Source organism: Spiroplasma endosymbiont of Lonchoptera lutea, assembly GCF_964019715.1.
Classification (GTDB): Bacteria; Bacillota_I; Bacilli_A; order Mycoplasmatales; family Nriv7; genus Nriv7.
On sequence record NZ_OZ026463.1, the window covers coordinates 248,055 to 271,971 of the forward strand.

Here is a 23,917-nt window from a genome sequence, read left to right on the forward strand (position 1 = left end):
TATTTGTTTAATCATTAATTCACACTCCTTTTATTATTTCAATAGAAAAATTTATAAATTATAATTTATAAATTAAAGAGTATAATTTATTTATTATTAATTTTAAAGGAGAAACTATGCGTATTATTCCCTATGAACTTATTTGCTATGCTAACAATATGAGTCTATCAGCTTTAAGAAAAGAAATTTCAATGTATGATTATTGTCTTAATAAAAATAAAACCAATATCGCAATGAATCCTTTTTTAAAATTAAAACGACCTTATTTTAATCTTGTAATTTATACTTGAATAACTGAAATGAACAAAAGAAATTTATATGTGGGAACATTGGCCCAATATTATGCTAAAAACAATCCTCCAAGTTTAATAATAGACACCAATATTTTTCTCATTATTGAATGTTGTTTACAATGAGATTTAAAACAATTTAATTGTTATGAAGAAAACCTTTCATGATTTGCTGTTATTAATAAATTTCTGACTAAACAAAACATTTCTCTCACTAAATGAAATTTAACAACTTATAATGAAATAAAACAATGATACGAAAAAAAATTTATGCGAAAAAATAATCGTGGGAAAATGAAACCTTATAAGTTAAATATGACAATAGTAATTAATTTCTTAAAAGCAACACTAACTGAATAAGCAAATTACATTTGATCCTTAAAATCAACAGCAATTAAGTTTAAAGCATTTTTAAAGACATACTGTGTGCTAATAATTAAATGCAATCTTTGTTCTGATAAAGTAATATTAGTTTCATCCAAAATTTTACATTCTGAATAATATGAATGAAATCCCCGTGCTAATTCCTGAATATAATCACAAATAATATTCGGTTGACAAAATTTAGCAGCACTTTGTACTACTTTACTAAAATAATCTAATACTTTAATTAGCTCTCGCTCCTTGGGATGTGTTAATAAATGATAACTAGCAATTGTCTTTATTAAATCAATATTATGAGGCACATTTCGTAAAATACTCGCACAACGCGCTGTAGCATATTGAAAGTAATAAACCGGATTATTATTACTTTGAGATGTTAAAAGACTCAAATCTAAATCCATATGACTAGAAGATGCTTTTGAACATAACATATAACGAACAACATCAATACCTAATTCCATAACTAAATCAATTAATCATACGGCTGTCCCTTTTCTTTTTGACATTTTATATTCTTGACCATCTTTAATTAATCGCACCATTTGAATAATAACAATTTTTAAAATATTAGCATCATAACCTAAAATTTGTAAACCCGCCTGCATTCGTGTTAAATAACTATGATGATCTGCACCTCAAAAATTAACTAAATAATTAGCTTTTGCTCGTTTAATTCGTAAATTATGACAAGCTAAATCCGGTAAAATATAAGCATACGATTTATCTTGTTTAACAAGAACTCGGTCCTTATCATCACCATAATCTGTTGTTTTTAACCACAAAGCACCATCTTTTTCAAAAACTTTATTAGTTGCTTGCAATTCCTTTACTAACTTATCAATTTCTTTTGTTGTATACATTTCTAACTCACTCGACCAATAATCAATATTAATCCGAAAATCCTTTAATTGCGTTTTAATTAATTGTAAAAAGAAAGCAACTGACTCTTGTTTAAATATTGCTAATACTTGTTCATCATCAATGACACCATTAACAATTCGTATGGCAATAAATTTATCTTGATATTTATTCACAAAATTAGTTGCTAATATTTCTTGATAAACACCCTGATATGATTGTTCTGGTATTTCAACATTAACCCCTAATTTTTGTAAATAATACGAAAAAATTGTATTTGCTAACACATTAATCTGATTACCAGCATCATTAAGATAATATTCTGTTTCAACAATATTTCCTGCAAATTTTAAAATTCTTGCAACCGCATCACCAATAGCACCATTACGAGCATGACCAATATGTAAAATTCCTGTTGGATTAGCAGAAACAATTTCTAAATTATATTTAATATTAGTCGCTTCTCCACTACCAAATTTAGTTTTTAATTTTAAAATTTCCGTAATAACAGCACTAAGTCCATTTTGATTAACTGTTAAATTAATGAACCCAGGAAAAACAAAATCTATTTTAGTAAAAAAATCATTTGACTTAATAATAGCAATAATCTTTTTAGCAATGACTTCCGGTTTTTGCTTTAAAATTGGTGCTAACACCATCGCAATATTAGTAGCATAATCACCATATGCAATATTACGAGTTTTCTCAATAACAATATCATCAACAAAAGGAGTAATTTTATTTACTGCCTCTTTAATTATTTTTTGAATTTGATTTAAAATTAACGACATTAATATTTCTCCTTTTTCGTTTCATAATTTTATTATTAACAATAAAATAACCGATTAATTAAAATTTCAATATAATATGCTTATTTATCATCAATAGATAAAACTGCCATAAAAGCTTCTTGTGGTAATTCAACATTTCCAAAAGCCTTCATCCGCTTTTTACCCTTCTTTTGTTTTTCTAATAACTTTTTCTTACGATTAATATCGCCACCATAACACTTAGCAGTAACATTTTTCCTTAACGCCTTAATAGTTTCTCGCGCAATGATTTTATTACCAATGGAAGCTTGTACAGGAATTTCAAAGTTTTGTTGCGGAATAATATCTTTTAATTTAGCACATAAATTTCTTCCACGAGCATACGCAAAATCTTTATGCACAATCATTGATAAAGCATCAACAACCGCACCATTTAATAAAATATCCATCTTTACTAATTTACTTGGTCGATAACCTAATAATTCGTAATCTAATGAAGCATAGCCCTTAGACACAGATTTTAAACGATCAAAAAAATCAAAAATAATCTCATTTAACGGCATTTCATAAGTCAAAATCCTTCTTGTATCATCAACATAAATAAGATTTTGATAAATACCACGTTTTTGCTGACATAACTCCATTAAACCACCTAAATAAGTTTCAGGAGTCATCATCGTTACTTTAACAAAAGGCTCATTAATACTACGAATTTTTTGCACTTCCGGTAATTTACTCGGATTATCCACAGTAATAATTTGTTGATCAGTTAAATGCACTTCATAAATAACACTTGGCGCCGTAGCAATTAAATCTAAATTATATTCTCTCTCAAGTCGTTCTTGGATAACATCCATATGTAATAAACCTAAAAACCCACAACGAAAACCAAATCCTAATGCTTGTGAATTTTCTGGTTCATATACCAAAGCAGCATCTGATAATTGCAATTTTGATAATGCATCTTTTAAATCTTCATAACGCGAACTATCAACGGAATATAATCCACAATAAACCATTGAATTAATTTTTCGATAACCTGATAATGGCACTAATGTTGGAAAATCAGCATGTGTCATTGTATCTCCTACTTGAACATCTTTAATATTCTTAATAGCCGCCGCTACTCAACCAACCTGACCAGCATAGATTGCATCCTGCTGAACTTCCAACGGTGTCTTAATACCAACACTAATAACTTCATATTCACCCCCTGTTGCCATAAAACGAATCTTATCATTAATCTTAACAGTTCCTTGAAAAACACGAATAAAAATCATTACACCACGATATTGATCATAATAAGAATCAAAAATCAATGCCTGCAAAGGAGCATCATCTTGGGATTTTATTGGAGCAGGAATATCTCTAACAATAGTTTCTAACACTTCATCAACATTTAAACCAGTCTTGGCAGAAATTAACGGGATATGCGAATACGCAATTCCTGTCAATCCTCTAATTTGTTGTTTAATTCTTTCGGGGTCCGCATTAGGCAAATCAACTTTATTAATAACAGGAATAATTGTTAAATCATTATCAATCGCTAAATAAACATTAGCTAATGTTTGCGCTTGAATCCCTTGCGTAGCATCAACTACTAATAATGCTCCCTCACAAGCCGCTAAACTACGCGAAACTTCATAAGTAAAATCTACATGTCCCGGCGTATCAATTAAATTAAAACAATATTGTTGATGATCCTTAGCAACATACTGCAACTGCACAGCATTTAACTTAATAGTAATTCCTCTTTCTCGCTCTAAATCCATTGAATCTAATAATTGATCTTTTAATTCTCTTTTACTAACCGTACCCGTTAATTCTAAAAGCCGATCCGCCAAAGTAGACTTACCATGATCAATATGAGCAATAATACTAAAATTACGAATTAAATTTTTATTTGTTGCCATTATTTTTAATTTCCTTACTTTGTTCTAAATTACTATTTTCTAACGCTGTCGCTCGTAAATAATCAAAATCATTATCACTTCAAAGATGACCATAACTGACACTATTAATTCTAATTAAAAACCAAGTAATAAACAAGGAAAAAATATATGTTGATATCGCTTGCACAGCATCATTAATTAATGCTGTAATCGCATAACTATAATCAAAATTAGAAATAAAGTAAGTATATGGTGGATAAATAATTAAAACTGGTAAAACCGCAAAAAAATGACTGATAATAAAATGAAAATATGGTTCTAATATCCGAATAATAACAAACATTAAAATCCTAACAACAATCGTAATGGGAACAAAAACAAAATATCCCCCCATAATATCAGCAAATGCCATCGCAATCGGATTAGCAAATAAAATCATTGGCCCAGAAATAAAGGTAATTAAAGGTAAAGCAATAATATCAGCTAATTGCAAATAACCAACGCCAATTTTAATAAAACTAGAAGCATAACCACAAACCATTAAAAGACCTGTGATTACACCTGTTGTTGCTAAATATTTCAATGAACGAAAACGATACATTTTTCTTTCAAATCCTTTCCTTAAATAAATTTTGTTCCAACCCGCAAAGGATGTTGTCCTTGATAAAAATTTTTAACCAAGATTGCTTTTTTACCCTCAGGTTGTAATCTTTGAATTAAAACACTTCCTTTACTCGTTTGAACTTCAATACCATCTTGTTGAAATGATAAAATTGTTCCCGCTGCCTTTTCCTGTTTATTAATATCATAAACGATCGCCTGATGAATTTTATAAATCTTATTTTCATAAGTCGTATAAGCTAAAGGGATTTCAAAAAGACCACGAATTTGACAAGTTACTTTTCTCGCATCAACATTTCAAATAATCTTTTCATTATTTCGTTTAATATTTAAACCAAACGATACAAGTCGTTCATTTTGGATTTCTGGAGTAATTTTACCACTAATTATTAAGAATAAATATTTTTCTAACATCATATTTGCTAACAAAATTAAACGGTGATGCAAACTACTTGCCGTTTCATTTGCCACCAACCTAATTTTCTCTTGAACAAATACTGGCCCCGCATCCATTTGAGATGTCATTTTCATTAAACTAATACCAGTTTCCTTTTCATCATTAATTACCGCTCAATGAATTGGTGCTCCACCTCGTAATTTAGGTAATAACGAAGCATGAATATTTAAGCAACCTTTCGGCACCAATTGTAAAATCCTTGTTCCCAAAAATTGACCATAAGCACAAGTAATTATTAAATCAGCATTTAAATTATCTAGTTCTAAAACAATATCGTTAATATTATCTGGTTGAAAAATCTTTAATTTTGATGCTAATGCTACTTGTTTAACACCACCAATCCTCATTTCTTGCTTTCTCCCAACTTTACGATCAGGTTGACAAACAACAGCTACAACTTCAATAAAATCCATTGTTAATAATTTTAATAATACTTCTTTAGCAAAAATCGGTGTCCCCATAAAAATAACTTTCGTTACCATTCAATTCACCCCTGTTCTCGCAATAATTCAGAAATTTTAGTAAATAAAACTACCATTCCATAAGTATCGCGTTCACAATATAATAACAAATTTTTAACATAATTGTCTTGTCATTGTTGCCAACTAATAGTTTTTCAAGCATTATTTAATTTCAAGAAAAACAAATGATTATTATCTTTTTGTAATTCATTATACAACCGTTTACGAAATAAACTGGAAGCATCGGTTCCCTTTTGCACTTCCAAATCATCATAAGAAAATTCCAAATTAAAAGCCGGCAATGTTTTCTTAATTGAAAGACTACCATTAAATTCTGCTTTATAAATTGCAAAATTTTTAAAGAAATCCATTAAATCAACAGTCCGATCAGAAATTTGCATTAATATTTCTTCATAAATCGGATATAATAATGCCATTTTTTTTAAAACTTGCTTCTCAAAACTTTTATTATATGCAACATAAGTACCTATCCCATATCGTGTTAAATCCTTAATTAAATTTTCAATTAAAACTAAACGATGATCACCAACACCATCACTTAAATAACGATAATGTTTAATATTATGTTTCTCTTCATTAAACTTATTATCCAATAAAACATGAATTGAATACTGAAACGGAATTTGCTCATATGGTGTACTATTTTCATATTTCGGAATGGCACTTTTAACAGTTTCAAAATCATACATATAAATCGGATACACATATTCCTTATATATACTTTGTAAATATCTTCGTTCTGACAATGCAACAACACCTTCTAAATTTTGAACAACTTTAATTTGGCGATATTGATTAGCTGTTAAATTAAGATCAAAAAAATTAGATGTATAAAGCGACAAAAAATTATTTTCATAATATAATCTTGCTTTTTTAGTTTTTACTAACCGATAAAGATTAAATATTGTATGCTCTTTAGGTAATTTAGCATAAACATGAATACAATAATCATATTTACCCCGATTATGACATTGACTAGTCTTTAACCACGCTAATGCTTCAGCAACTGGCATTTGAAAAATATCTTTAATGCGCTGAATATCTTGATTAAAATCTCGCTTTGCTAAATCTTTTTTTACACCAACCATAATATTTTCTTGCTTTGAACCAGTAGTTGTTAAATTATATTTACTTGCTAAAATAAACAAATTATCATATTCTAAATCACCTTGATGAAAATAAAAACCATTTAAATGCATTAAATAAATATTTTTAATCTCAATATTGCAATTAGTCAAAATATAATATTGATAAAGAACATCATATAAATGTTCGCGATGAACCTTAGTTGTTGCCTTAACTTCAATTAAGTCTCAACCTGTACCATTTCGTTTTAAAACATCAACCTTTGTAACACAACCATTATATTCAAATCGTGGTTCAAACAACACTTCAAGATTAGCATCAAGAATTTTTTCTACCGTTTTATTTGCCACAAGATGTTTTTCATAAGTATCTAAATCAAAACAACGATAATTTCGTAAAAAATATTGCTTAGCATGATAACCTACTTCTAAACCATCAAGAATAGTTTCACTATCAATTACCTCTAAATCGCTAAAACTATAATCATCATTCGCTAATAATTCTAAACTAGGCGCAGAAATATTCGTCAAGTCATCTTTTTGCTTTTCATCACCAAATTCAGGCAAACTAAAAAAATAAGTTAACTCCCTATCGTGCCATTGAATTGTCTTTTGATGATTTTCTTTTCGTAAAAGAAATGATAATTTAGCACATTCCCGATAATTTTTATAATCTTCTTTATATATTTTATGAAGCATTTTATCATTTCCTCAGATTATGAATTAATTAAACTATTTATTTTTTAGCACCAAACTTCTCATTAGGTTGTCGTTTAATAAGAACCTCATTTTTATTTTGAACAACTTTTTTAGTTGCTTTGATTTTTTTCTCTTGCTTAATTTTTTTAATTTCTGCTTTTTCTATTTTTTTTGCTTCCTTGCGTTCTAATCTAACTTGTGTTCGCTCAGCCTTAGTCATTTTTCAATAACTTTTCTTTTGTTCTTTTTGCAAACGAATTAAAGTAGCTTCTAATTCTAATTCATGATTAACTTTTCAAGTTGTTTCATATTCTTTTTTACTTAATTGTTTTGTTAAACCTTCAACTTCAAAAGCTTTAGTAGCATATAACGCATTTGATTTTGAGTCATATAATTTGATAACAACATCAAAAACATCACGATATTTATAATCTTTACCTGCTCTAGCAATTACTTTATCATATTCAATTCTTTTATGAGCAATATTATCATTAATCTTTAAATACTGCTTAATTTTATCTCTAACTTCTTTTTGACGCTTTTCTTTTTCAATTTTATCTTGTTTTCGTTTACGAATTGAAGAAACTATCATTACAACTACAATAATAATAATTAAACCTAACATTACCCAAGTAGTTTGTCCATTTTGTAAATCACCTGTTACTAAAAACATTACTCATTTCCTCCTTTAAAATAATTAAATTTTAATAATACTTAATAAACGCTCTTGACTTATTGGCGTTATTGTTTTAACCAAATTAGATTTTTTATCAATAACAAAATATAAATCACTATCATTAATTTGCACATAAATATCATCTTTTATATCTACAACATAAAATGCCTCATTAATTAATTGTAAACAATGCATTTTTAATTCAATATCATTTAAATGTTTCAAATTTAATCGCTGTTTAACACGAAGAATAACATGATGTGAAAACTGATATTTTGATTGTAAATAATAACTCACTTTTTCTACCCACACTTTTTTTAAATGTACATAAGTAATTATACATCTTTTTTACTACTTTTTTAAGGGACGCATAAAGTTTTCTTAGGTAGGCAAAGATTTGAATAAGTATTAAGACAGTCAGTAATGATTGTCTTTTTATTTTATAAGGTGTTAAAAATTTGTTCTTTGAAAATTAAATACAAGTGAATTAATAATGTTGGTATGTATTAAAGCACGATAAATTGTGGGTGGTCGCCATAACCAAAAGAAGTTTACCAGTTGATAGATAATACCCTATTAGCTATAGCAATTTGTTTCGTTTTGCAATAAAAAAATGAATGGGTGGATTTCCTAAAAATATACACGCTATTAAATTAGTTCCAAGGGTAGGATGCGGATGTTAAAGTGTAGAAATTTCTATATAGGGGATATACTAAGTTTAAAATTATTAAAATCTTTATCTAATTAAAAAACAAAATTTAATAACAAAGCTTGTTAAACATTTAAATCTGCGATATATTAAGTGTTTAAAAAACTAAGTTAACTAACAACTTAGTTAATACAACTTAGTTTATTCATAAGAAAGGTAATTTATTATGAAAAACATTGAAAACATTTTCTTAAATACTAAAAAATATCTCTTAAAAGAAACACAAAACGCAATGCTTATTAAAGCACCAAAAATTCCATGATTTAATGAACAAATCGGCATTTGGTTTCCAAAGCGATTTGTTTATAAAGGAAAATACGAAAATTCAATTTGCATTGGAATAATAATAAAAGATAGTAAATATCAAGTAATTTCAATTAATCAATCAATTAATCAACAAGAGCAAGAAACCAAATTAATTAAAGGCCAAGAATTATTAGGCTTCTTCATTGCCGAAAAAGAAAATAACAAAAAAGATATAAATTATAACTATTTTAAAGGAGCTTAAAAATGAATATTGCAATTGGACTAATATTTATTATTATCAGCATCATGCTGTCAGCATATTTTGCTTATAAAATTTATGCCAAAATAAAAATGCGAATTAAATATAAAAATGCCATTAAAAATAATACTGGTAATTTCACGAAAGACGAGAAAGTATTTATTGCTCGCTTTGAAGAATGAGTTAAAGCTCCTAATTTAAAAGAAAATAACGAGCATAAAAAATAATGTTTTGAGAAATTATCATGGAGTTCTTAAAACTGTTTGTTCCGATAGAAAAAATGCCTGCACAAATTGCGTTTATTGCCGGATTAATTATTATCATTACTTTTATTTTCGCCTTAATTTCAATTATGTATTTACCAATAAAAATGATTTTTGGGAAATAAAAAATGACAATAAACTTAAAAGAATTTAATTGAGAACAAATTAAACAAACTTTCTGAGATTTATTTATTCAAATCACAACTATCCCGGCTCATATTAGTGGTGGTAAAGAAATTGATTTAACCAAAGAAACACTTTGACTTTTAATAGCAAACATTGCTTTTTGATTCTTAACAGCAATTATGGTGTGATTTATTCTAATGTTACTTTGGAAAACCATATCAGTATTTAGATAGAAACAAAATTAATGTCAAGAAGTTACATTAAAGAAAGGGGGTGATTATATGATTGGAACTTTCTTGGCCGATGCACCAGCAAAAATAACAGCTAGCGATGCGATGACTAAATTGTGAAATGCAATTATAACAGCGTTTACTAAAATGTGAGAAATTATTGCCGTTAATATGCCGCAAGTTGGTAACTTCTTTGCCGACTACTGAATATTCATTTTTCCATTTATTTTGGCAATATTCTTTATTTGCTTTAAAATGTTTGAAAAATTACTTGGCGCAGTGCGCTAACAAAAAATAAAATGAGGTGCAAGATGAAATTTTGCAAATGAATAATAGAAAAAAATAACCATTTTATTGAATTAAATCGTACCTCATTTTTAATTTTATGACATTGAGGAGCAATTTGATACATTTATAACGGTTATTTTAAAAACGTTGTGAGCTATTTATTTTTAGCAGGTTGTATTTTGATTTTCGTTTTTAAAATCAGCAATTTAACACAAATTAACAAAGTGATTAACTTCTTAAAAAATTCACCATTAAATATTGTTATTGGTTCGTTAGGGACTGGAAAAACTGCTTTTCTAGTATACGCATCAAAATTATTAAAAAAGAAGAAATATCACATAGCCGCAACCTTTCCATTACTAGAAACCCAAAAATTAAGTTTGGGGCATATGGGATTATTAGACTTTGATTATCCGGTATTACCAGACAAAACCTTACTGTTATGAGATGAAACCAATTTATTTTTAGAAGGAACGGATTGAGAAAAAAATAATACCAAAAACGAAGAAACCGGTATTCAAGAATATTTTGCTCTGGCACGCCATTTCGGTCATATCGTTCTCGCTAGTGGTCAACGAGATAAACATATTTGAGTTAAAGTTCGTGATATTGCCAATAATGTGATTGTGGGCATTCGTAAAAAACCCGTTAATATTTTTCGTCTTTACTTAAAAGTTATCTACGGTACCTTTACAAGCATTGAAGAATATGAACGCTGACGAAACACCTTAATTGATGCTAAAAATAGTAAAAGGGGCCGTCGCATTAAATACCGTGATATTCCTGAACTTGATATTTATTTTTTTAAACTAAAAATTCCTCTACCAATATTAAACACTTACAATTCTTTTTACCTAGCATTTTTAAGAGATTACTTAAATTCAAAAGTAAATCCCGACTATGAAGACAAATACTATACTGACACAGCAATTGATTTAGAAGACTTAGAATACTTAAAAATGGATAAATTTAGCAAATTTTTAAGAAGAATGAAAGAAAAGGAATAATATAAAAAATGGAAAATCTCGCAAAAATGGCCGACTTTCTCGCCCAAATGCTTTATAAAGTTTTTGACTTAATTTGAAGTTTACAGGTGCCGGGAACGAATATTCAATTAATATTTCCTCTATTCTTAACGCTGGCTGTAGAATTTCTTATGGCAATTATTCTCGGTTTTGGTAGTCAACAAGTTAATTTGGAAAAACAGCGCCAATATGCGGTTAAAAATAAAGGTCGTTTAAGTGCGTGAGGAAAAACTAAAAAACAAATAAAACCAATAAAAACAAAACAAGGTAACTAACAATGTTTAAACTAATTATTATTTTTATCTTAATAACTGTTCTTGGACTATTGGCTGGTAGTCATTTTGAAACTCTAACAAACTATATTAGCGAAGGGCTTGCCAATTTTAAAAAGTTTATTACTAGCAATTTAACAATTTTAGAACTATTTAAACCAATGGCACGAACATTTTCGCAACACCCAATTTTTACCATTCTTGGTGTAACTTGTGTACTGATTGCTTTATTTATTGTGATTAAAGGACGATAAAAAATATGAAAGGAGAATTAAAATGAAAAAACTTTTAGGAAAATTATTTAAAAAAGATAATTCAAAAGAAAAAATGCCATTAAGATTAAGGATTAAAAATTCTTTTAAAAAGCAGTGGTTAAAAGTATCATTAAGTATCATTTTCATCTTTATAAGCTTATTAATTTGTGCATTAACAGCAATCGATACTAAATGAATAACCGGAACAAGTAACGAATTTAATGATTTTATGAATAAACAGATGGTTGAATTCTTTGGCAAGTTCAATAGCGGTATTATGCTAGCCGGAATATTTGTTTTTTGATGAGGCGGGGCAATATATTTTGCAATTAAATTTGAAAAATTAATCCGCTTGATTATTCAGAAAATTAAAGTAAAAAGAGCCTTGAAAAATGAAATCAAACAAACTCATTAATTTTTTAAAAAAATATTGATGAATAATACTTAATTACATTATATTCATATCTTTAAGTATTGGATAGGCTACAATAAGTTGGACCATAATTATATAGACTTCAAAATTATTAAGAAAGAAGGAATATAAAAATGGGAAATAAAACCTCATACTCTGAAGAATTTAAAAAACAAATTGTAATGCTATACAAAAATGACAAAAGTGTTATTAATTTAGGGAAAGAATATAATTTACCAAAACCAACTATTTATAGTTGAATTAAAAATTATAATAATTCTGGGTCATTTAAAGCAAAAGATAATCGCACTGTCGAAGAAAATGAATTAATTTACTTGCGAAAAGAAAACCAACAATTACGAATGGAAAATGACATTTTAAAGCAAGCAGCACTGATAATCGGGAAAAAATAACAATAATTAATAACAACAAAAATAAATATTCAGTGAGGAAAATATGTAAGATTTTAGGTTTACTAAAATCAACATATTATTATCAAACTAATAAATGCACCAAGTTTGATGTTAATAATTATGAACAAGAAGTTATCAGTGCATTTAATAAAAGTCGCAAGATTTATGGTGCTCGTAAAATTAAAGCTGTTTTAATAAGAAAAAATATCATTTTATCACGACGAAAAATCCGATTCATTATGATCAAAAATAATTTGGTTTCTAAATACACCAAGTTAAAATATTGTAATCATAAAAAAACAGTTAATAATGACGAAATTAATAATGTTTTAAATCGTCAATTTAATGACAAAAAACCAAATGAAGTTGTTGTTAGTGATTTAACATATGTTCAAGTTGGCACTAAATGACATTATATTTGTTTATTAATTGACTTGTTTAATCGCGAAGTAATTGGCTATAGTGCTGGACCAAATAAAACTGCTGAATTAGTTCAACAAGCTTTTCACAAGATAACACGACCATTAAATAAAATAACTTTATTTCATACTGATCGTGGTAATGAGTTTAAAAATAAAATTATTGATGAAATTTTAATAACCTTTAAAATTAAAAGATCATTAAGCTCCAAAGGATGCCCATATGATAATGCTGTTGCTGAAGCAACTTACAAAACCTTTAAAACCGAATTTATTAACGGTAAAAAATTTGCAAACTTAACACAACTAAAATGCGAACTATTTGATTTTGTTAATTGATATAACAATATTCGAATTCATGGCAGTTTAAATTATTTAACTCCCGTTGAATTTAGAAAATACCAGTCTACATAAAAAGTGTCCTAAAAAGGGTTGCCAATCCATATAGTTTTATTATTACATACAGATATTGAAAATTTGCAACAATTTATTAAAAATTTTGGAGCAATTGGTAAGTTAATGATTATAGGTTATTCATTAGTATGAGTAACCATAACAGAAATATTAAACTGTTTAATTCGTTTTATATTCCTGAATTGTAAATATAAATGGGACAGTTTTTTAAAATAATTGTATTAAATCTATTGGTCTTTTATAAGATAATGATTTTCTGGGTGTAGAATTAATTTGAAATGCTATAGAATTTAAGTCTTTTTGTTTATATGAAGATAAATCAGTAGATTTTGGTAAATATCTTCTTAAAATGCCATTATTGTTCTCATTTAAACCTCTTTGACAAGGTTTGCCGGCATCTGCAAAATAAATTTTAACATTACAATTTTTTTCAATTAATTTTCATTTACTAAATTCTTTACCACGATCAAAAGTAATAGTTTTAATTGTTCCTGGTATTAATTTTGAAATAAATTTTATTATACTTTGTGTAATACTTTCTGCTTTATGATTTTTAGTTTTCAAAGGAATTGTGATTTTTGATCATATATCAGCTAAAGTAATAATAGAACTTTTATGATCTTTACCAACGATAGTATCTCCCTCTAAATGGCCAAATTCTTGTATATTTTTAATATTTGGAATGATTAAATTTCTTTCATGAATAGATTTACAATTATTAATTCTGCCCCTAGTTTCTTTTTGTTTATGAGGTTTATTTTTGCCTTTTCTCAATAAATTTTTTTTATCAAAACTCATTCGATTTGTTTTAAACATGTTATATAAAGTTTTTGTTGAAATATTTTTTATTTTATTTTTCTTTAAAAAATCAGCAATTATATCAAGAGCATAATTTTTAGTAATTAACAAATGATTGATAGTATTAATTTCTGTTAAAGTTAAAATTATTAATTTTCTACCTGCATTTTGTTTATTTTTTTGAACTTGATTCAATATTTCTAATGGTAATAAGTTTTGATTTAATAATTTACAAACTCTGTGTACAGTTGATTTACTATAATCAATTGCTTTTGCTATTTTACGAATAGAAAATCCATAACTTTTATATTCTTTTATTGCTATTATTGATTCAATAGTCAGATACTTATACATTGTGCTAATTCCTTTCTTTGGATTGGCAACCCTTTTTAGGACACTTTTTATGTAGACTGGTATTTTCTAAATTCAACGGGAGTTAAATAATTTAAACTGCCATGAATTCGAATATTGTTATATCAATTAACAAAATCAAATAGTTCGCATTTTAGTTGTGTTAAGTTTGCAAATTTTTTACCGTTAATAAATTCGGTTTTAAAGGTTTTGTAAGTTGCTTCAGCAACAGCATTATCATATGGGCATCCTTTGGAGCTTAATGATCTTTTAATTTTAAAGGTTATTAAAATTTCATCAATAATTTTATTTTTAAACTCATTACCACGATCAGTATGAAATAAAGTTATTTTATTTAATGGTCGTGTTATCTTGTGAAAAGCTTGTTGAACTAATTCAGCAGTTTTATTTGGTCTAGCACTATAGCCAATTACTTCGCGATTAAACAAGTCAATTAATAAACAAATATAATGTCATTTAGTGCCAACTTGAACATATGTTAAATCACTAACAACAACTTCATTTGGTTTTTTGTCATTAAATTGACGATTTAAAACATTATTAATTTCGTCATTATTAACTGTTTTTTTATGATTACAATATTTTAACTTGGTGTATTTAGAAACCAAATTATTTTTGATCATAATGAATCGGATTTTTCGTCGTGATAAAATGATATTTTTTCTTATTAAAACAGCTTTAATTTTACGAGCACCATAAATCTTGCGACTTTTATTAAATGCACTGATAACTTCTTGTTCATAATTATTAACATCAAACTTGGTGCATTTATTAGTTTGATAATAATATGTTGATTTTAGTAAACCTAAAATCTTACATATTTTCCTCACTGAATATTTATTTTTGTTGTTATTAATTATTGTTATTTTTTCCCGATTATCAGTGCTGCTTGCTTTAAAATGTCATTTTCCATTCGTAATTGTTGGTTTTCTTTTCGCAAGTAAATTAATTCATTTTCTTCGACAGTGCGATTATCTTTTGCTTTAAATGACCCAGAATTATTATAATTTTTAATTCAACTATAAATAGTTGGTTTTGGTAAATTATATTCTTTCCCTAAATTAATAACACTTTTGTCATTTTTGTATAGCATTACAATTTGTTTTTTAAATTCTTCAGAGTATGAGGTTTTATTTCCCATTTTTATATTCCTTCTTTCTTAATAATTTTGAAGTCTATATAATTATGGTCCAACTTATTGTAGCCTATCCACATATGTTAAATCACTAACAACAACTTCATTTGGTTTTTTGTCATTAAATTGACGATTTAAAACATTATTAATTTCGTCATTATTAACTGTTTTTTTATGATTACAATATTTTAACTTGGTGTATTTAGAAACCAAATTATTTTTGATCATAATGAATCGGATTTTTCGTCATGATAAAATGATATTTTTTCTTATTAAAACAGCTTTAATTTTACGAGCACCATAAATCTTGCGACTTTTATTAAATGCACTGATAACTTCTTGTTCATAATTATTAACATCAAACTTGGTGCATTTATTAGTTTGATAATAATATGTTGATTTTAGTAAACCTAAAATCTTACATATTTTCCTCACTGAATATTTATTTTTGTTGTTATTAATTATTGTTATTTTTTCCCGATTATCAGTGCTGCTTGCTTTAAAATGTCATTTTCCATTCGTAATTGTTGGTTTTCTTTTCGCAAGTAAATTAATTCATTTTCTTCGACAGTGCGATTATCTTTTGCTTTAAATGACCCAGAATTATTATAATTTTTAATTCAACTATAAATAGTTGGTTTTGGTAAATTATATTCTTTCCTTAAATTAATAACACTTTTGTCATTTTTGTATAGCATTACAATTTGTTTTTTAAATTCTTCAGAGTATGAGGTTTTATTTCCCATTTTTATATTCCTTCTTTCTTAATAATTTTGAAGTCTATATAATTATGGTCCAACTTATTGTAGCCTATCCAACGAGAAATTAGATGAATATTTATATAAATATCATTATCGCTTAAAACAAGGTTATAAAGTAGTTCATTTTGCATCAAGAACAATTATTACAATTTTTGGTGATGTTACTTTTAAACGATGCCGATATAAATATTGAAATCAAAAATCAGGGAAATTTGAATATGTATGTTTGTTAGATAAAGAAATTGGTTTATTACCCAAACAACGCATTTATTTTGATGTCCAATTTAAAGTTTTAAGTCTTTTAGGTGACGGTAAACGCTATCACGATGTTTTAGATGCTCTAAATCATTGTTATATTTCAAAAGCTAGTATTTCTAGTATTTTAAATAAATATAATATTGCTGAATATTTTCAATTAGCAGAAAAAGAAATTAAAACTAGAATTAATGTCAAAAATAAGGATTTATATATTCAACTAGATGAGACATTTTTAGCAACATTAGACCATAAAGTTAAACAAGACCAAAGAATTCGTTTAGTTACTTTTCATACCGGACATAAAGAAAAAAATTACAAAAATGCTCGTAGAGAATTAGAAAATAAACGAGGTCATTTTCTAATGTTAAAAATTGGTAAACGAATAAATACGATGGATTATCGTGATTTATTAATTAAAGAATTGCAAAAACATTATGTTAATATTAATTATGACAAAATAATTGTTTGTGGCGATGGTGATGCTTGAATTAGAGAAATTGCTAATAGTTTTGGTAATGTTAGATATATTTTAGATGGTTATCACGCTATTAAAAAATTAAAACAAACGGCATTTAATATTATTTTTGAAAATCGTAAAGTAACACTAAATAGTTGAATTAAATTATATAAGGATGGAAATCATCAAGAATTAATTAAAAACATTCGTAATGTCGCTAAAAATGAATTAAATAAAGATATTAAAACAAATTTAAGAAAAGCGAGTAATTATTTCAGTAATAATAAGCAAGGTATTCATAACCAAAATTTAGAATGAAATATCGGTTGTAGCATTGAAAGCGATGTATCGCATTTAATAAAACAACAATTAGGATATGGAGCAAAAATATATAATCATAAGAATTTAAATAACTTATTACATTTAAAAATGGCAAATTTAAACAAATTAAATGTATTACATTATATTAATGAAAATATTAATTCAGAAATAGAAATCAGAAAAGAAATATATAAAAAGTCATTATGAAATAAATATAATAATAAAAATGATGATAGTTGAATTAATTATAAAGGTAATGCTGTAACAAATAAATATAATAGATTTAAGTAAGTAGAAATATAAAATTAATATATATTAGTGAAAATTTAATAATATTAATAATTTTTATTGTGTAAAAATTCAATAATATGATAAAATGGTAATGAATAAAAATGACAATAACAAGAAAGGTATGGTTATTTTAGTAATTAAATAATATAATTAGCTGATTGTTTTACTTCTTCAAAGCAATACCTAAGAAAACTAAACGCGACCTTTTTTAAGTAACTAGTTTACTAAAAAACAATTATTTGTTATAATTACTTTTGGTTTTATAATAATAAAATAAACTAAGGAGACAATGATGGCAAATATCAAATCACAAATTAAACGCGCAATAACAAATGAAAAAGCAAGACAAAGAAATGTTCATATCAAATCAACAACAAGAACAGCAATTAAAAAAGCTAAAATCGCAATTACCAGTAATGAAACTAATATGCAACAAACATTAAATCACGCTATTTCAATGCTTGACCGTGCAGAAAGTAAAAATATTTTTCACAAAAATAAAGTTGCCCGAATAAAATCTAAACTAACTATTAAAGCTAATAATATTGCTAATAATATTAAAGAAACTAATTAACTAATTAACAAAAAAGAGTGCTAACTAAGACTCTTTTTTGTTGTCTTACTTGTTTTTTGACTAGCAATAAAAACTATAAATCATGCTTTTTATTATTTTCATCCTGCTTTTCAGCTTCTAAAATTAAATCTTGGTCAAATAATGATGCATCAATAACATACGATTCACCTTTTAATGTTGCCTGCAATGCTTTTTGATATTCCAAATCCGCTTGCATTAACTTATCACGATCCAAACGAGGATTAATGGAAAATACAATAAAAATTAGTAATATCGGAATAATAGCAATACCAGCACCCACAATTTTTAAAACCCGATAAACTTGAAAACTAGAACTACTTCAAATTTCCTCTAAGACACTATCAACATTATGAACTTGATCAAAAGCATTTTTAAAAAACTGAACAAACGAATTATAAGATAAAAATCCAAACACACCATAAATAGAATTAAAAAGAATAGCAATAATGGCAAATATTAACATCATTGGTTGCATTCGATATTTATCTCTTAAAAATTGTGGTTTTTTAAAGAAAGAATAAGTTAACATTGCATAAGTTAAAATTTCTAAAATTATACTTCACATTGACAAATTTCAAGCAATAGACGCTGGCCGAAAATTAAAACTTTTTGGCTCAACTAAATTATCTTTTAAAATAACATCAGTTAACTTAATTTCAGCAACAAAACCATAAACATTAATACCAATAACAATAGCCAACAAAAACATAAAAACATAACTTAAAACCCTTTTAAAAAACGGCATTGCTTTAGGTTTACCAGTATATGGATAAAAACCTTGATTATTTGCCAGATGAATTGGCAATTTTAAACCTTGCAAATTAAGTTGTAAATTTTGCAAATTAATTAACTGTTCATTACCTTTTTTTTGCGAATCAGCCTCAGTTGCTTTTTCGCCACTATCTTTTAAAATTTGAGAATTATTATTAGAAATTTGTTCAGAATTATTATTCTGACTAGTTACTAAAACATTATCGTTTTTTAATAATTGCTTTTGTAAATTTGAATCAATATTTGATAATTCTTTAACAATATCAAGAGAAATCACTGTTGGTGTAACCAATTCTTGTTTTGATATTTGAAAAATATTAAGAATATAAGTTTGTAAAAAATTATAATCATTCTCAATAGTTTCTAAGGTTAAATTATCATCTTTAACAATTTTTATTTCTTCATCTCTTAAATCAGCTAATACTTGCACAAAACTTCTCGCATAGCGTTGCCCTTCATAATTAGTGTGATGCTCTTGTTCTAAAAATAAAAGACTATTAACTAATCGTAAAAAATAAGTATAAAATTCATCATCCTTAATCACTTTAAGTTTCAATTTAGAACTTTGTAAAATATTAACTAATAAATTAATAATATTTTCATAAGTATTTTTGCTATTATTCATTAATAAACTCACCCTCTTACAATTGCAATAAAAACATCTCAAAGCCAATATTTTTATTAACATGACTTCTTTTTATATTATAATCTAAATTACTTAAACTACCTAATAAATAATGAATTTGTTGATCATCAATTTTTAAAAGATACTTTCAAAGAATTTTTAACCGAAAAGGATTAATAGTCATTTTTTGACAAATAGTATTAAAATCATAATTCCTTTGTTGATAAATTTTAATATCACGAATCGTCCTCAGTTGATTAGCTAACAAACCAATAATTGCCAAAACATCTTGATTACTATTTTTAAAATCATAGTATCGTTGCCATATTTGTGAAATATCACGAACAATAAAAGCATTAGCTAAATCAAAAATATTACTATCTAAATAACGACTAACCAAAACATCAACATCTTCCAATATTAATGAATTACTATAATTAACCAGTTTATTTAATTCATTAGCAATAATTTGCAAACTATTAGGTAATCTTTCTAATAATAAATTTAAACCCTCATTAGTAATTTCAGTATTATGCTTAACAAAATAATTTTGAACAAACATTTTTAACTGACTATCATTTAATTCTTTAACAACTAAAACTTTACCTGTTTTTTCAATAACTTTAATAATTTTTTTTCGTTGATCAATATTAGAGCTGTTAACAACAAAAAATATCTCAGTAAATGGTGCGGGATTTTCACAATATTTAAGTAAATTTTTAAATTGTAAACTACTTAATTGATGCTCACGAGAAGAAGTTAAAAACCAACAATCTTCAATAATAACAATTTGTTTATTGTTAAATAATGGTGGCATTGAAATAACTTGTAGTATTTCATCAATATTAGTATTTATCATACTATACTTTAAAATATTCATTTGTTGATCTTTATTAATAACATTAATTACTTTTTGAATTTGTTTATTAATAAGAAATTTATCACTACCGTAAATTAGAAACATTTTATTCACCTTTTAGAATTATATAATATTATTTTATTAATGTTGATATAAAATGTTGATAATTTTTCACATTATAAATTATTGTTTGATTATTATTTGTTGTGCTGAATTATACTTGTAAGTGCAAGTAAATAAAATTGCAAAAGATTTTATATAAAAATTTCATGATGCTAAGTTTATTTTAGAAAAAGTAAATTTAAGGAGTTTTTATATGGGATACAAACATCTTGGCATAGATGAAAGAATTTATATTGAGAATCAATTGAAATTTAAAGTAAAAATTAGTGAAATAGCTAAAAATCTTAATCGAAGTATTAGTACTATTAATCGAGAAGTTAATAGAAATAAAGATAATAATCATTATTTTTCATTAATTGCACAAAATAAAGCAGAAAATAGAAAACAATTACATGTTTATTTTCATAAATTTAAAAATAGAGAATTAGTAAAATATGTACAACAAAAATTATTATTAGGTTGATCGCCTGAACAAATTTATGGCAGAATTAAAAATTTTCATCAAGAATGAATTATTAGTTTTAAAACAATTTACAATTGAATTTATTCTGGATTACTTGAAAAGGTTACTAGTAAAAATTTAAGAAGAAAAGGTAAGAAACGAAAATCTCAAGAAAATCGGGGTAAATTTAATGGTAAATCCATTAAAGAACGAAATGTTAATAATCGCATAACTCTTGGCCATTGAGAAGGTGATACTGTAGTATCATCACGAGGTAAAAGTAAATCATGTTTAATAACTTTAGTTGAAAGAACATCAAGATTTACTTTAGCAATATTAGTTGAAAATAGAACTACTAAAGTTATTAACAAAAATATTAGTCATTATTTATCAATTCTTCCAAATAATCTTGTTAAGACTATAACATTTGATAGGGGTAAAGAATTTGCTAATTGACAACAACTTGAAAAAAATTTAAATGTGAAAATTTATTTTGCTGATGCATATTCACCTTGACAAAGAGGTACTAATGAAAATACTAATGGTTTAATTAGAGAAAAATTTCCTAAAAAATTTAATTTTTCAAACACTACTAAAAATGCAGTTCATAAATTTATATTGTCTTTAAACCAAAGACCAAGAAAAATACTAAATTATCTTTCGCCAATCGAATATTTGGTTAGAAAAATAATTTAGTTGCACTTAACTTTACAATTTGGCATATTTTTGAGAAATTTGCTGAACTATTTTTAGATTTCCTTGAAATATTTGGACTTGATCAGCACTGAAAGAACTATCTTTTATTGGCATATAAAAAACCTATTCATTATCATCAATAAAAACAATCAGATTTGATGCGTCAATACTTTCAATTTTTCCAAAACCATTAAAATTCATCTTAGTTTTATCTTTATTACGAGAAACACCAACTGGTGCTTGATCCATTATTTCTAAACAATACGCTCCAAAACCAATAGAAATACTATAATCAATTTTCTCTCCTGATTTAAGATTAATTTTCCCAGAAATATTACCACTAATAACTCCACTTAAATATAACTTGAACTTAGTTTTTTTTCTAGTTAAAATATACTTAACATATCTAATAGAATGTGGCGGTATGGGAACTGACTGTGATGGTGCTGTTAAATCTGTTGTTATTATTTCTTTTTCTATTTTGGTATTAGACCAACTAAGGTTTACTTTCAAGATTCCACTTATCGATTCAGTAAATTTAACATTTGGTACAAATATAACATTAATCCCCTTTGAAATTTGACTTCATTTTTCATTAGTACAAGTATAACTATAAAACTGAGAATTTAACTTTATGACATCAGAAGTATTATTAACTAACGGAGCCGAAGCTTGATGTACTTGTTGATTTTCAAAAGTACTACTAATTTCTTCTACTTTATCAACCGAAGAACTAATAAAACCTAAACTGCTAACATCAATATCAGTTACATTAGCAACTAAATCATAATGCAATAGATTAGTTAAGCGATATGCTCATTCTAAAGCTTTAGTAGCAATCTCTTCTATCTGGACAATTTCTGGCTCCTCTCATTGCATTGGTTCTAAAATACTACTAGATTTTACTAAACTTAAATCACTATTCATAATAAAACTATCCTTCCTAAATAAAAATAACGCTGTTTAAGTATAAACTTTGCGTTATTAACCTTTTTTATTGCAGAACACATAACCAAACTGCTATTTTTTTACAAATTAATACTTTAATTGTGAAATAAAATTATAAAAATATCAATACAAATGTTTGATATAATTATTATTTATTTCTTTTTTGTAATTTTTTTAATTTTAGGTTTTTTAACTTTCCTGAAATGTAAAATTAAAAAGGACACTTATATAAAAAACAAATTGTGTTAATTCTATAATTAAGAAAAGAAAGGAATTAGCACAATGTATAAGTATCTGACTATTGAATCAATAATAGCAATAAAAGAATATAAAAGTTATGGATTTTCTATTCGTAAAATAGCAAAAGCAATTGATTATAGTAAATCAACTGTACACAGAGTTTGTAAATTATTAAATCAAAACTTATTACCATTAGAAATATTGAATCAAGTTCAAAAAAATAAACAAAATGCAGGTAGAAAATTAATAATTTTAACTTTAACAGAAATTAATACTATCAATCATTTGTTAATTACTAAAAATTATGCTCTTGATATAATTGCTGATTTTTTAAAGAAAAATAAAATAAAAAATATTTCAACAAAAACTTTATATAACATGTTTAAAACAAATCGAATGGGTTTTGATGAAAAAAATTTATTGAGAAAAGGCAAAAATAAACCTCATAAACAAAAAGAAACTAGGGGCAGAATTAATAATTGTAAATCTATTCATGAAAGAAATTTAATCATTCCAAATATTAAAAATATACAAGAATTTGGCCATTTAGAGGGAGATACTATCGTTGGTAAAGATCATAAAAGTTCTATTATTACTTTAGCTGATATATGATCAAAAACCACAATTCCTTTGAAAACTAAAAATCATAAAGCAGAAAGTATTACACAAAGTGGATTGGCA

Annotated in this window: 28 protein-coding genes and 1 pseudogene; 15 read left to right on the top strand and 14 right to left on the bottom strand. The window is 26.0% G+C overall.

What is annotated here, in order from left to right:
• Nucleotides 1–320: 320 nt before the first annotated feature.
• Nucleotides 321–650: a hypothetical protein gene (locus AACK97_RS01205; RefSeq protein WP_338968134.1), complete on the top strand. Its 330-nt coding sequence runs from the start codon at nt 321–323 to the stop codon at nt 648–650.
• A gap of 5 nt (nt 651–655) precedes the next feature.
• Here AACK97_RS01205 and argS read toward each other — a convergent pair whose 3' ends face one another.
• The 7 genes from argS to AACK97_RS01240 form a co-directional block, all read right to left on the bottom strand.
• Complete coding sequence (gene argS / locus AACK97_RS01210) at nt 656–2,323, bottom strand: arginine--tRNA ligase (protein WP_338968136.1); 1,668 nt, start codon at nt 2,321–2,323, stop codon at nt 656–658.
• An 80-nt stretch (nt 2,324–2,403) separates the two neighbouring features.
• Entirely contained in the window at nt 2,404–4,215 is a 1,812-nt protein-coding gene (lepA, locus tag AACK97_RS01215) for a translation elongation factor 4 (RefSeq protein WP_338968139.1), read from the bottom strand.
• Nucleotides 4,202–4,795: a hypothetical protein gene (locus AACK97_RS01220; protein WP_338968141.1), complete on the bottom strand. Its 594-nt coding sequence runs from the start codon at nt 4,793–4,795 to the stop codon at nt 4,202–4,204. The genes lepA and AACK97_RS01220 overlap by 14 nt, the downstream gene beginning before the upstream one ends.
• Before the next feature lie 20 nt (nt 4,796–4,815).
• Nucleotides 4,816–5,754: a methionyl-tRNA formyltransferase gene (fmt, locus tag AACK97_RS01225; protein ID WP_338968143.1), complete on the bottom strand. Its 939-nt coding sequence runs from the start codon at nt 5,752–5,754 to the stop codon at nt 4,816–4,818.
• The gene (locus AACK97_RS01230) at nt 5,748–7,538 is read right to left on the bottom strand and encodes a DUF2779 domain-containing protein (RefSeq protein ID WP_338968146.1); all 1,791 of its coding nucleotides are present in this window, start codon (nt 7,536–7,538) and stop codon (nt 5,748–5,750) included. The genes fmt and AACK97_RS01230 overlap by 7 nt, the downstream gene beginning before the upstream one ends.
• A gap of 37 nt (nt 7,539–7,575) precedes the next feature.
• Nucleotides 7,576–8,211 carry a hypothetical protein gene (locus AACK97_RS01235; protein ID WP_338968148.1) on the bottom strand — a complete coding sequence of 212 codons (636 nt, stop codon included), beginning with the start codon at nt 8,209–8,211 and terminating at the stop codon, nt 7,576–7,578.
• Between the two features lie 24 nt (nt 8,212–8,235).
• Nucleotides 8,236–8,511 carry a hypothetical protein gene (locus AACK97_RS01240; RefSeq protein WP_338968150.1) on the bottom strand — a complete coding sequence of 92 codons (276 nt, stop codon included), beginning with the start codon at nt 8,509–8,511 and terminating at the stop codon, nt 8,236–8,238.
• A 578-nt stretch (nt 8,512–9,089) separates the two neighbouring features.
• On the opposite strand from AACK97_RS01240, the gene AACK97_RS01245 reads away from it, so the two are divergent.
• From AACK97_RS01245 to AACK97_RS01290, 10 genes are all read left to right on the top strand, one after another.
• Complete coding sequence (locus tag AACK97_RS01245) at nt 9,090–9,431, top strand: hypothetical protein (RefSeq protein WP_338968153.1); 342 nt, start codon at nt 9,090–9,092, stop codon at nt 9,429–9,431.
• 2 nt (nt 9,432–9,433) lie between these two features.
• Entirely contained in the window at nt 9,434–9,655 is a 222-nt protein-coding gene (locus AACK97_RS01250; protein WP_338968156.1) for a hypothetical protein, read from the top strand.
• Between the two features lie 164 nt (nt 9,656–9,819).
• The gene (locus tag AACK97_RS01255; protein ID WP_338968159.1) at nt 9,820–10,050 is read left to right on the top strand and encodes a hypothetical protein; all 231 of its coding nucleotides are present in this window, start codon (nt 9,820–9,822) and stop codon (nt 10,048–10,050) included.
• A 48-nt stretch (nt 10,051–10,098) separates the two neighbouring features.
• Nucleotides 10,099–10,335 (top strand): hypothetical protein, encoded by a 237-nt coding sequence (locus AACK97_RS01260; protein ID WP_338967064.1) that lies wholly within the window; start codon nt 10,099–10,101, stop codon nt 10,333–10,335.
• Nucleotides 10,336–10,358: 23 nt separating this feature from the next.
• The gene (locus AACK97_RS01265) at nt 10,359–11,342 is read left to right on the top strand and encodes a hypothetical protein (protein ID WP_338968161.1); all 984 of its coding nucleotides are present in this window, start codon (nt 10,359–10,361) and stop codon (nt 11,340–11,342) included.
• Between the two features lie 8 nt (nt 11,343–11,350).
• Nucleotides 11,351–11,635: a hypothetical protein gene (locus AACK97_RS01270; protein WP_338968162.1), complete on the top strand. Its 285-nt coding sequence runs from the start codon at nt 11,351–11,353 to the stop codon at nt 11,633–11,635.
• Between the two features lie 2 nt (nt 11,636–11,637).
• Complete coding sequence (locus AACK97_RS01275; RefSeq protein ID WP_338968164.1) at nt 11,638–11,886, top strand: hypothetical protein; 249 nt, start codon at nt 11,638–11,640, stop codon at nt 11,884–11,886.
• Between the two features lie 22 nt (nt 11,887–11,908).
• Nucleotides 11,909–12,301 carry a hypothetical protein gene (locus tag AACK97_RS01280; protein WP_338968166.1) on the top strand — a complete coding sequence of 131 codons (393 nt, stop codon included), beginning with the start codon at nt 11,909–11,911 and terminating at the stop codon, nt 12,299–12,301.
• Nucleotides 12,302–12,432: 131 nt separating this feature from the next.
• Nucleotides 12,433–13,544, top strand: a protein-coding gene (locus tag AACK97_RS01285; RefSeq protein ID WP_338966745.1) for an IS3 family transposase whose coding sequence is annotated in 2 segments (ribosomal slippage) — nt 12,433–12,676 and nt 12,676–13,544 — 1,113 coding nt in all. Because the reading frame shifts where the segments join, the coding sequence is not laid out codon by codon here.
• Between the two features lie 18 nt (nt 13,545–13,562).
• A complete protein-coding gene (locus tag AACK97_RS01290) occupies nt 13,563–13,760 on the top strand; it encodes a hypothetical protein (RefSeq protein WP_338968167.1) in 198 nt (65 codons plus the stop codon).
• Here AACK97_RS01290 and AACK97_RS01295 read toward each other — a convergent pair.
• The 4 genes from AACK97_RS01295 to AACK97_RS01310 all read right to left on the bottom strand — a co-directional run bounded on the left by AACK97_RS01295 (nt 13,752) and on the right by AACK97_RS01310 (nt 16,595).
• Nucleotides 13,752–14,696, bottom strand: coding sequence for an IS30 family transposase (locus tag AACK97_RS01295; protein WP_338968169.1), 945 nt, complete (start codon nt 14,694–14,696; stop codon nt 13,752–13,754). The genes AACK97_RS01290 and AACK97_RS01295 overlap by 9 nt on opposite strands.
• Before the next feature lie 47 nt (nt 14,697–14,743).
• Nucleotides 14,744–15,855 (bottom strand): IS3 family transposase gene (locus AACK97_RS01300; RefSeq protein ID WP_338968171.1). Its coding sequence is split into 2 segments (ribosomal slippage): nt 14,744–15,612 and nt 15,612–15,855, totalling 1,113 coding nucleotides; the frame shifts between segments, so codons are not numbered across the junction.
• Nucleotides 15,856–15,909: 54 nt separating this feature from the next.
• Nucleotides 15,910–16,284 carry an IS3 family transposase gene (locus AACK97_RS01305; RefSeq protein ID WP_338968173.1) on the bottom strand — a complete coding sequence of 125 codons (375 nt, stop codon included), beginning with the start codon at nt 16,282–16,284 and terminating at the stop codon, nt 15,910–15,912.
• A gap of 32 nt (nt 16,285–16,316) precedes the next feature.
• Entirely contained in the window at nt 16,317–16,595 is a 279-nt protein-coding gene (locus AACK97_RS01310) for a transposase (protein ID WP_338968175.1), read from the bottom strand.
• 79 nt (nt 16,596–16,674) lie between these two features.
• Here AACK97_RS01310 and AACK97_RS01315 point away from each other — a divergent pair, with 79 nt between their 5' ends.
• Together AACK97_RS01315 and rpsT are read left to right on the top strand one after the other, a co-directional pair.
• Entirely contained in the window at nt 16,675–17,937 is a 1,263-nt protein-coding gene (locus tag AACK97_RS01315; protein ID WP_338968928.1) for an Mbov_0401 family ICE element transposase-like protein, read from the top strand.
• Nucleotides 17,938–18,229: 292 nt separating this feature from the next.
• Complete coding sequence (rpsT, locus tag AACK97_RS01320) at nt 18,230–18,511, top strand: 30S ribosomal protein S20 (RefSeq protein ID WP_338968176.1); 282 nt, start codon at nt 18,230–18,232, stop codon at nt 18,509–18,511.
• 73 nt (nt 18,512–18,584) lie between these two features.
• Here rpsT and AACK97_RS01325 read toward each other — a convergent pair whose 3' ends face one another.
• Both AACK97_RS01325 and holA read right to left on the bottom strand, forming a co-directional pair.
• Entirely contained in the window at nt 18,585–19,928 is a 1,344-nt protein-coding gene (locus tag AACK97_RS01325) for a hypothetical protein (protein WP_338968178.1), read from the bottom strand.
• A 16-nt stretch (nt 19,929–19,944) separates the two neighbouring features.
• Nucleotides 19,945–20,892: a DNA polymerase III subunit delta gene (gene holA / locus AACK97_RS01330; RefSeq protein ID WP_338968181.1), complete on the bottom strand. Its 948-nt coding sequence runs from the start codon at nt 20,890–20,892 to the stop codon at nt 19,945–19,947.
• Nucleotides 20,893–21,103: 211 nt separating this feature from the next.
• Here holA and AACK97_RS01335 point away from each other — a divergent pair, with 211 nt between their 5' ends.
• Nucleotides 21,104–22,048, top strand: coding sequence for an IS30 family transposase (locus AACK97_RS01335; RefSeq protein WP_338966716.1), 945 nt, complete (start codon nt 21,104–21,106; stop codon nt 22,046–22,048).
• Between the two features lie 123 nt (nt 22,049–22,171).
• Here the strand turns inward: AACK97_RS01335 and AACK97_RS01340 are convergent, their stop codons facing one another.
• Nucleotides 22,172–22,975, bottom strand: coding sequence for an ETX/MTX2 family pore-forming toxin (locus tag AACK97_RS01340; protein ID WP_338968183.1), 804 nt, complete (start codon nt 22,973–22,975; stop codon nt 22,172–22,174).
• A gap of 303 nt (nt 22,976–23,278) precedes the next feature.
• Between AACK97_RS01340 and AACK97_RS01345 the strand changes: the two are divergent.
• A pseudogene (locus AACK97_RS01345) lies at nt 23,279–23,908 on the top strand (IS30 family transposase); the annotation flags it as partial.
• Nucleotides 23,909–23,917 lie beyond the last annotated feature (9 nt).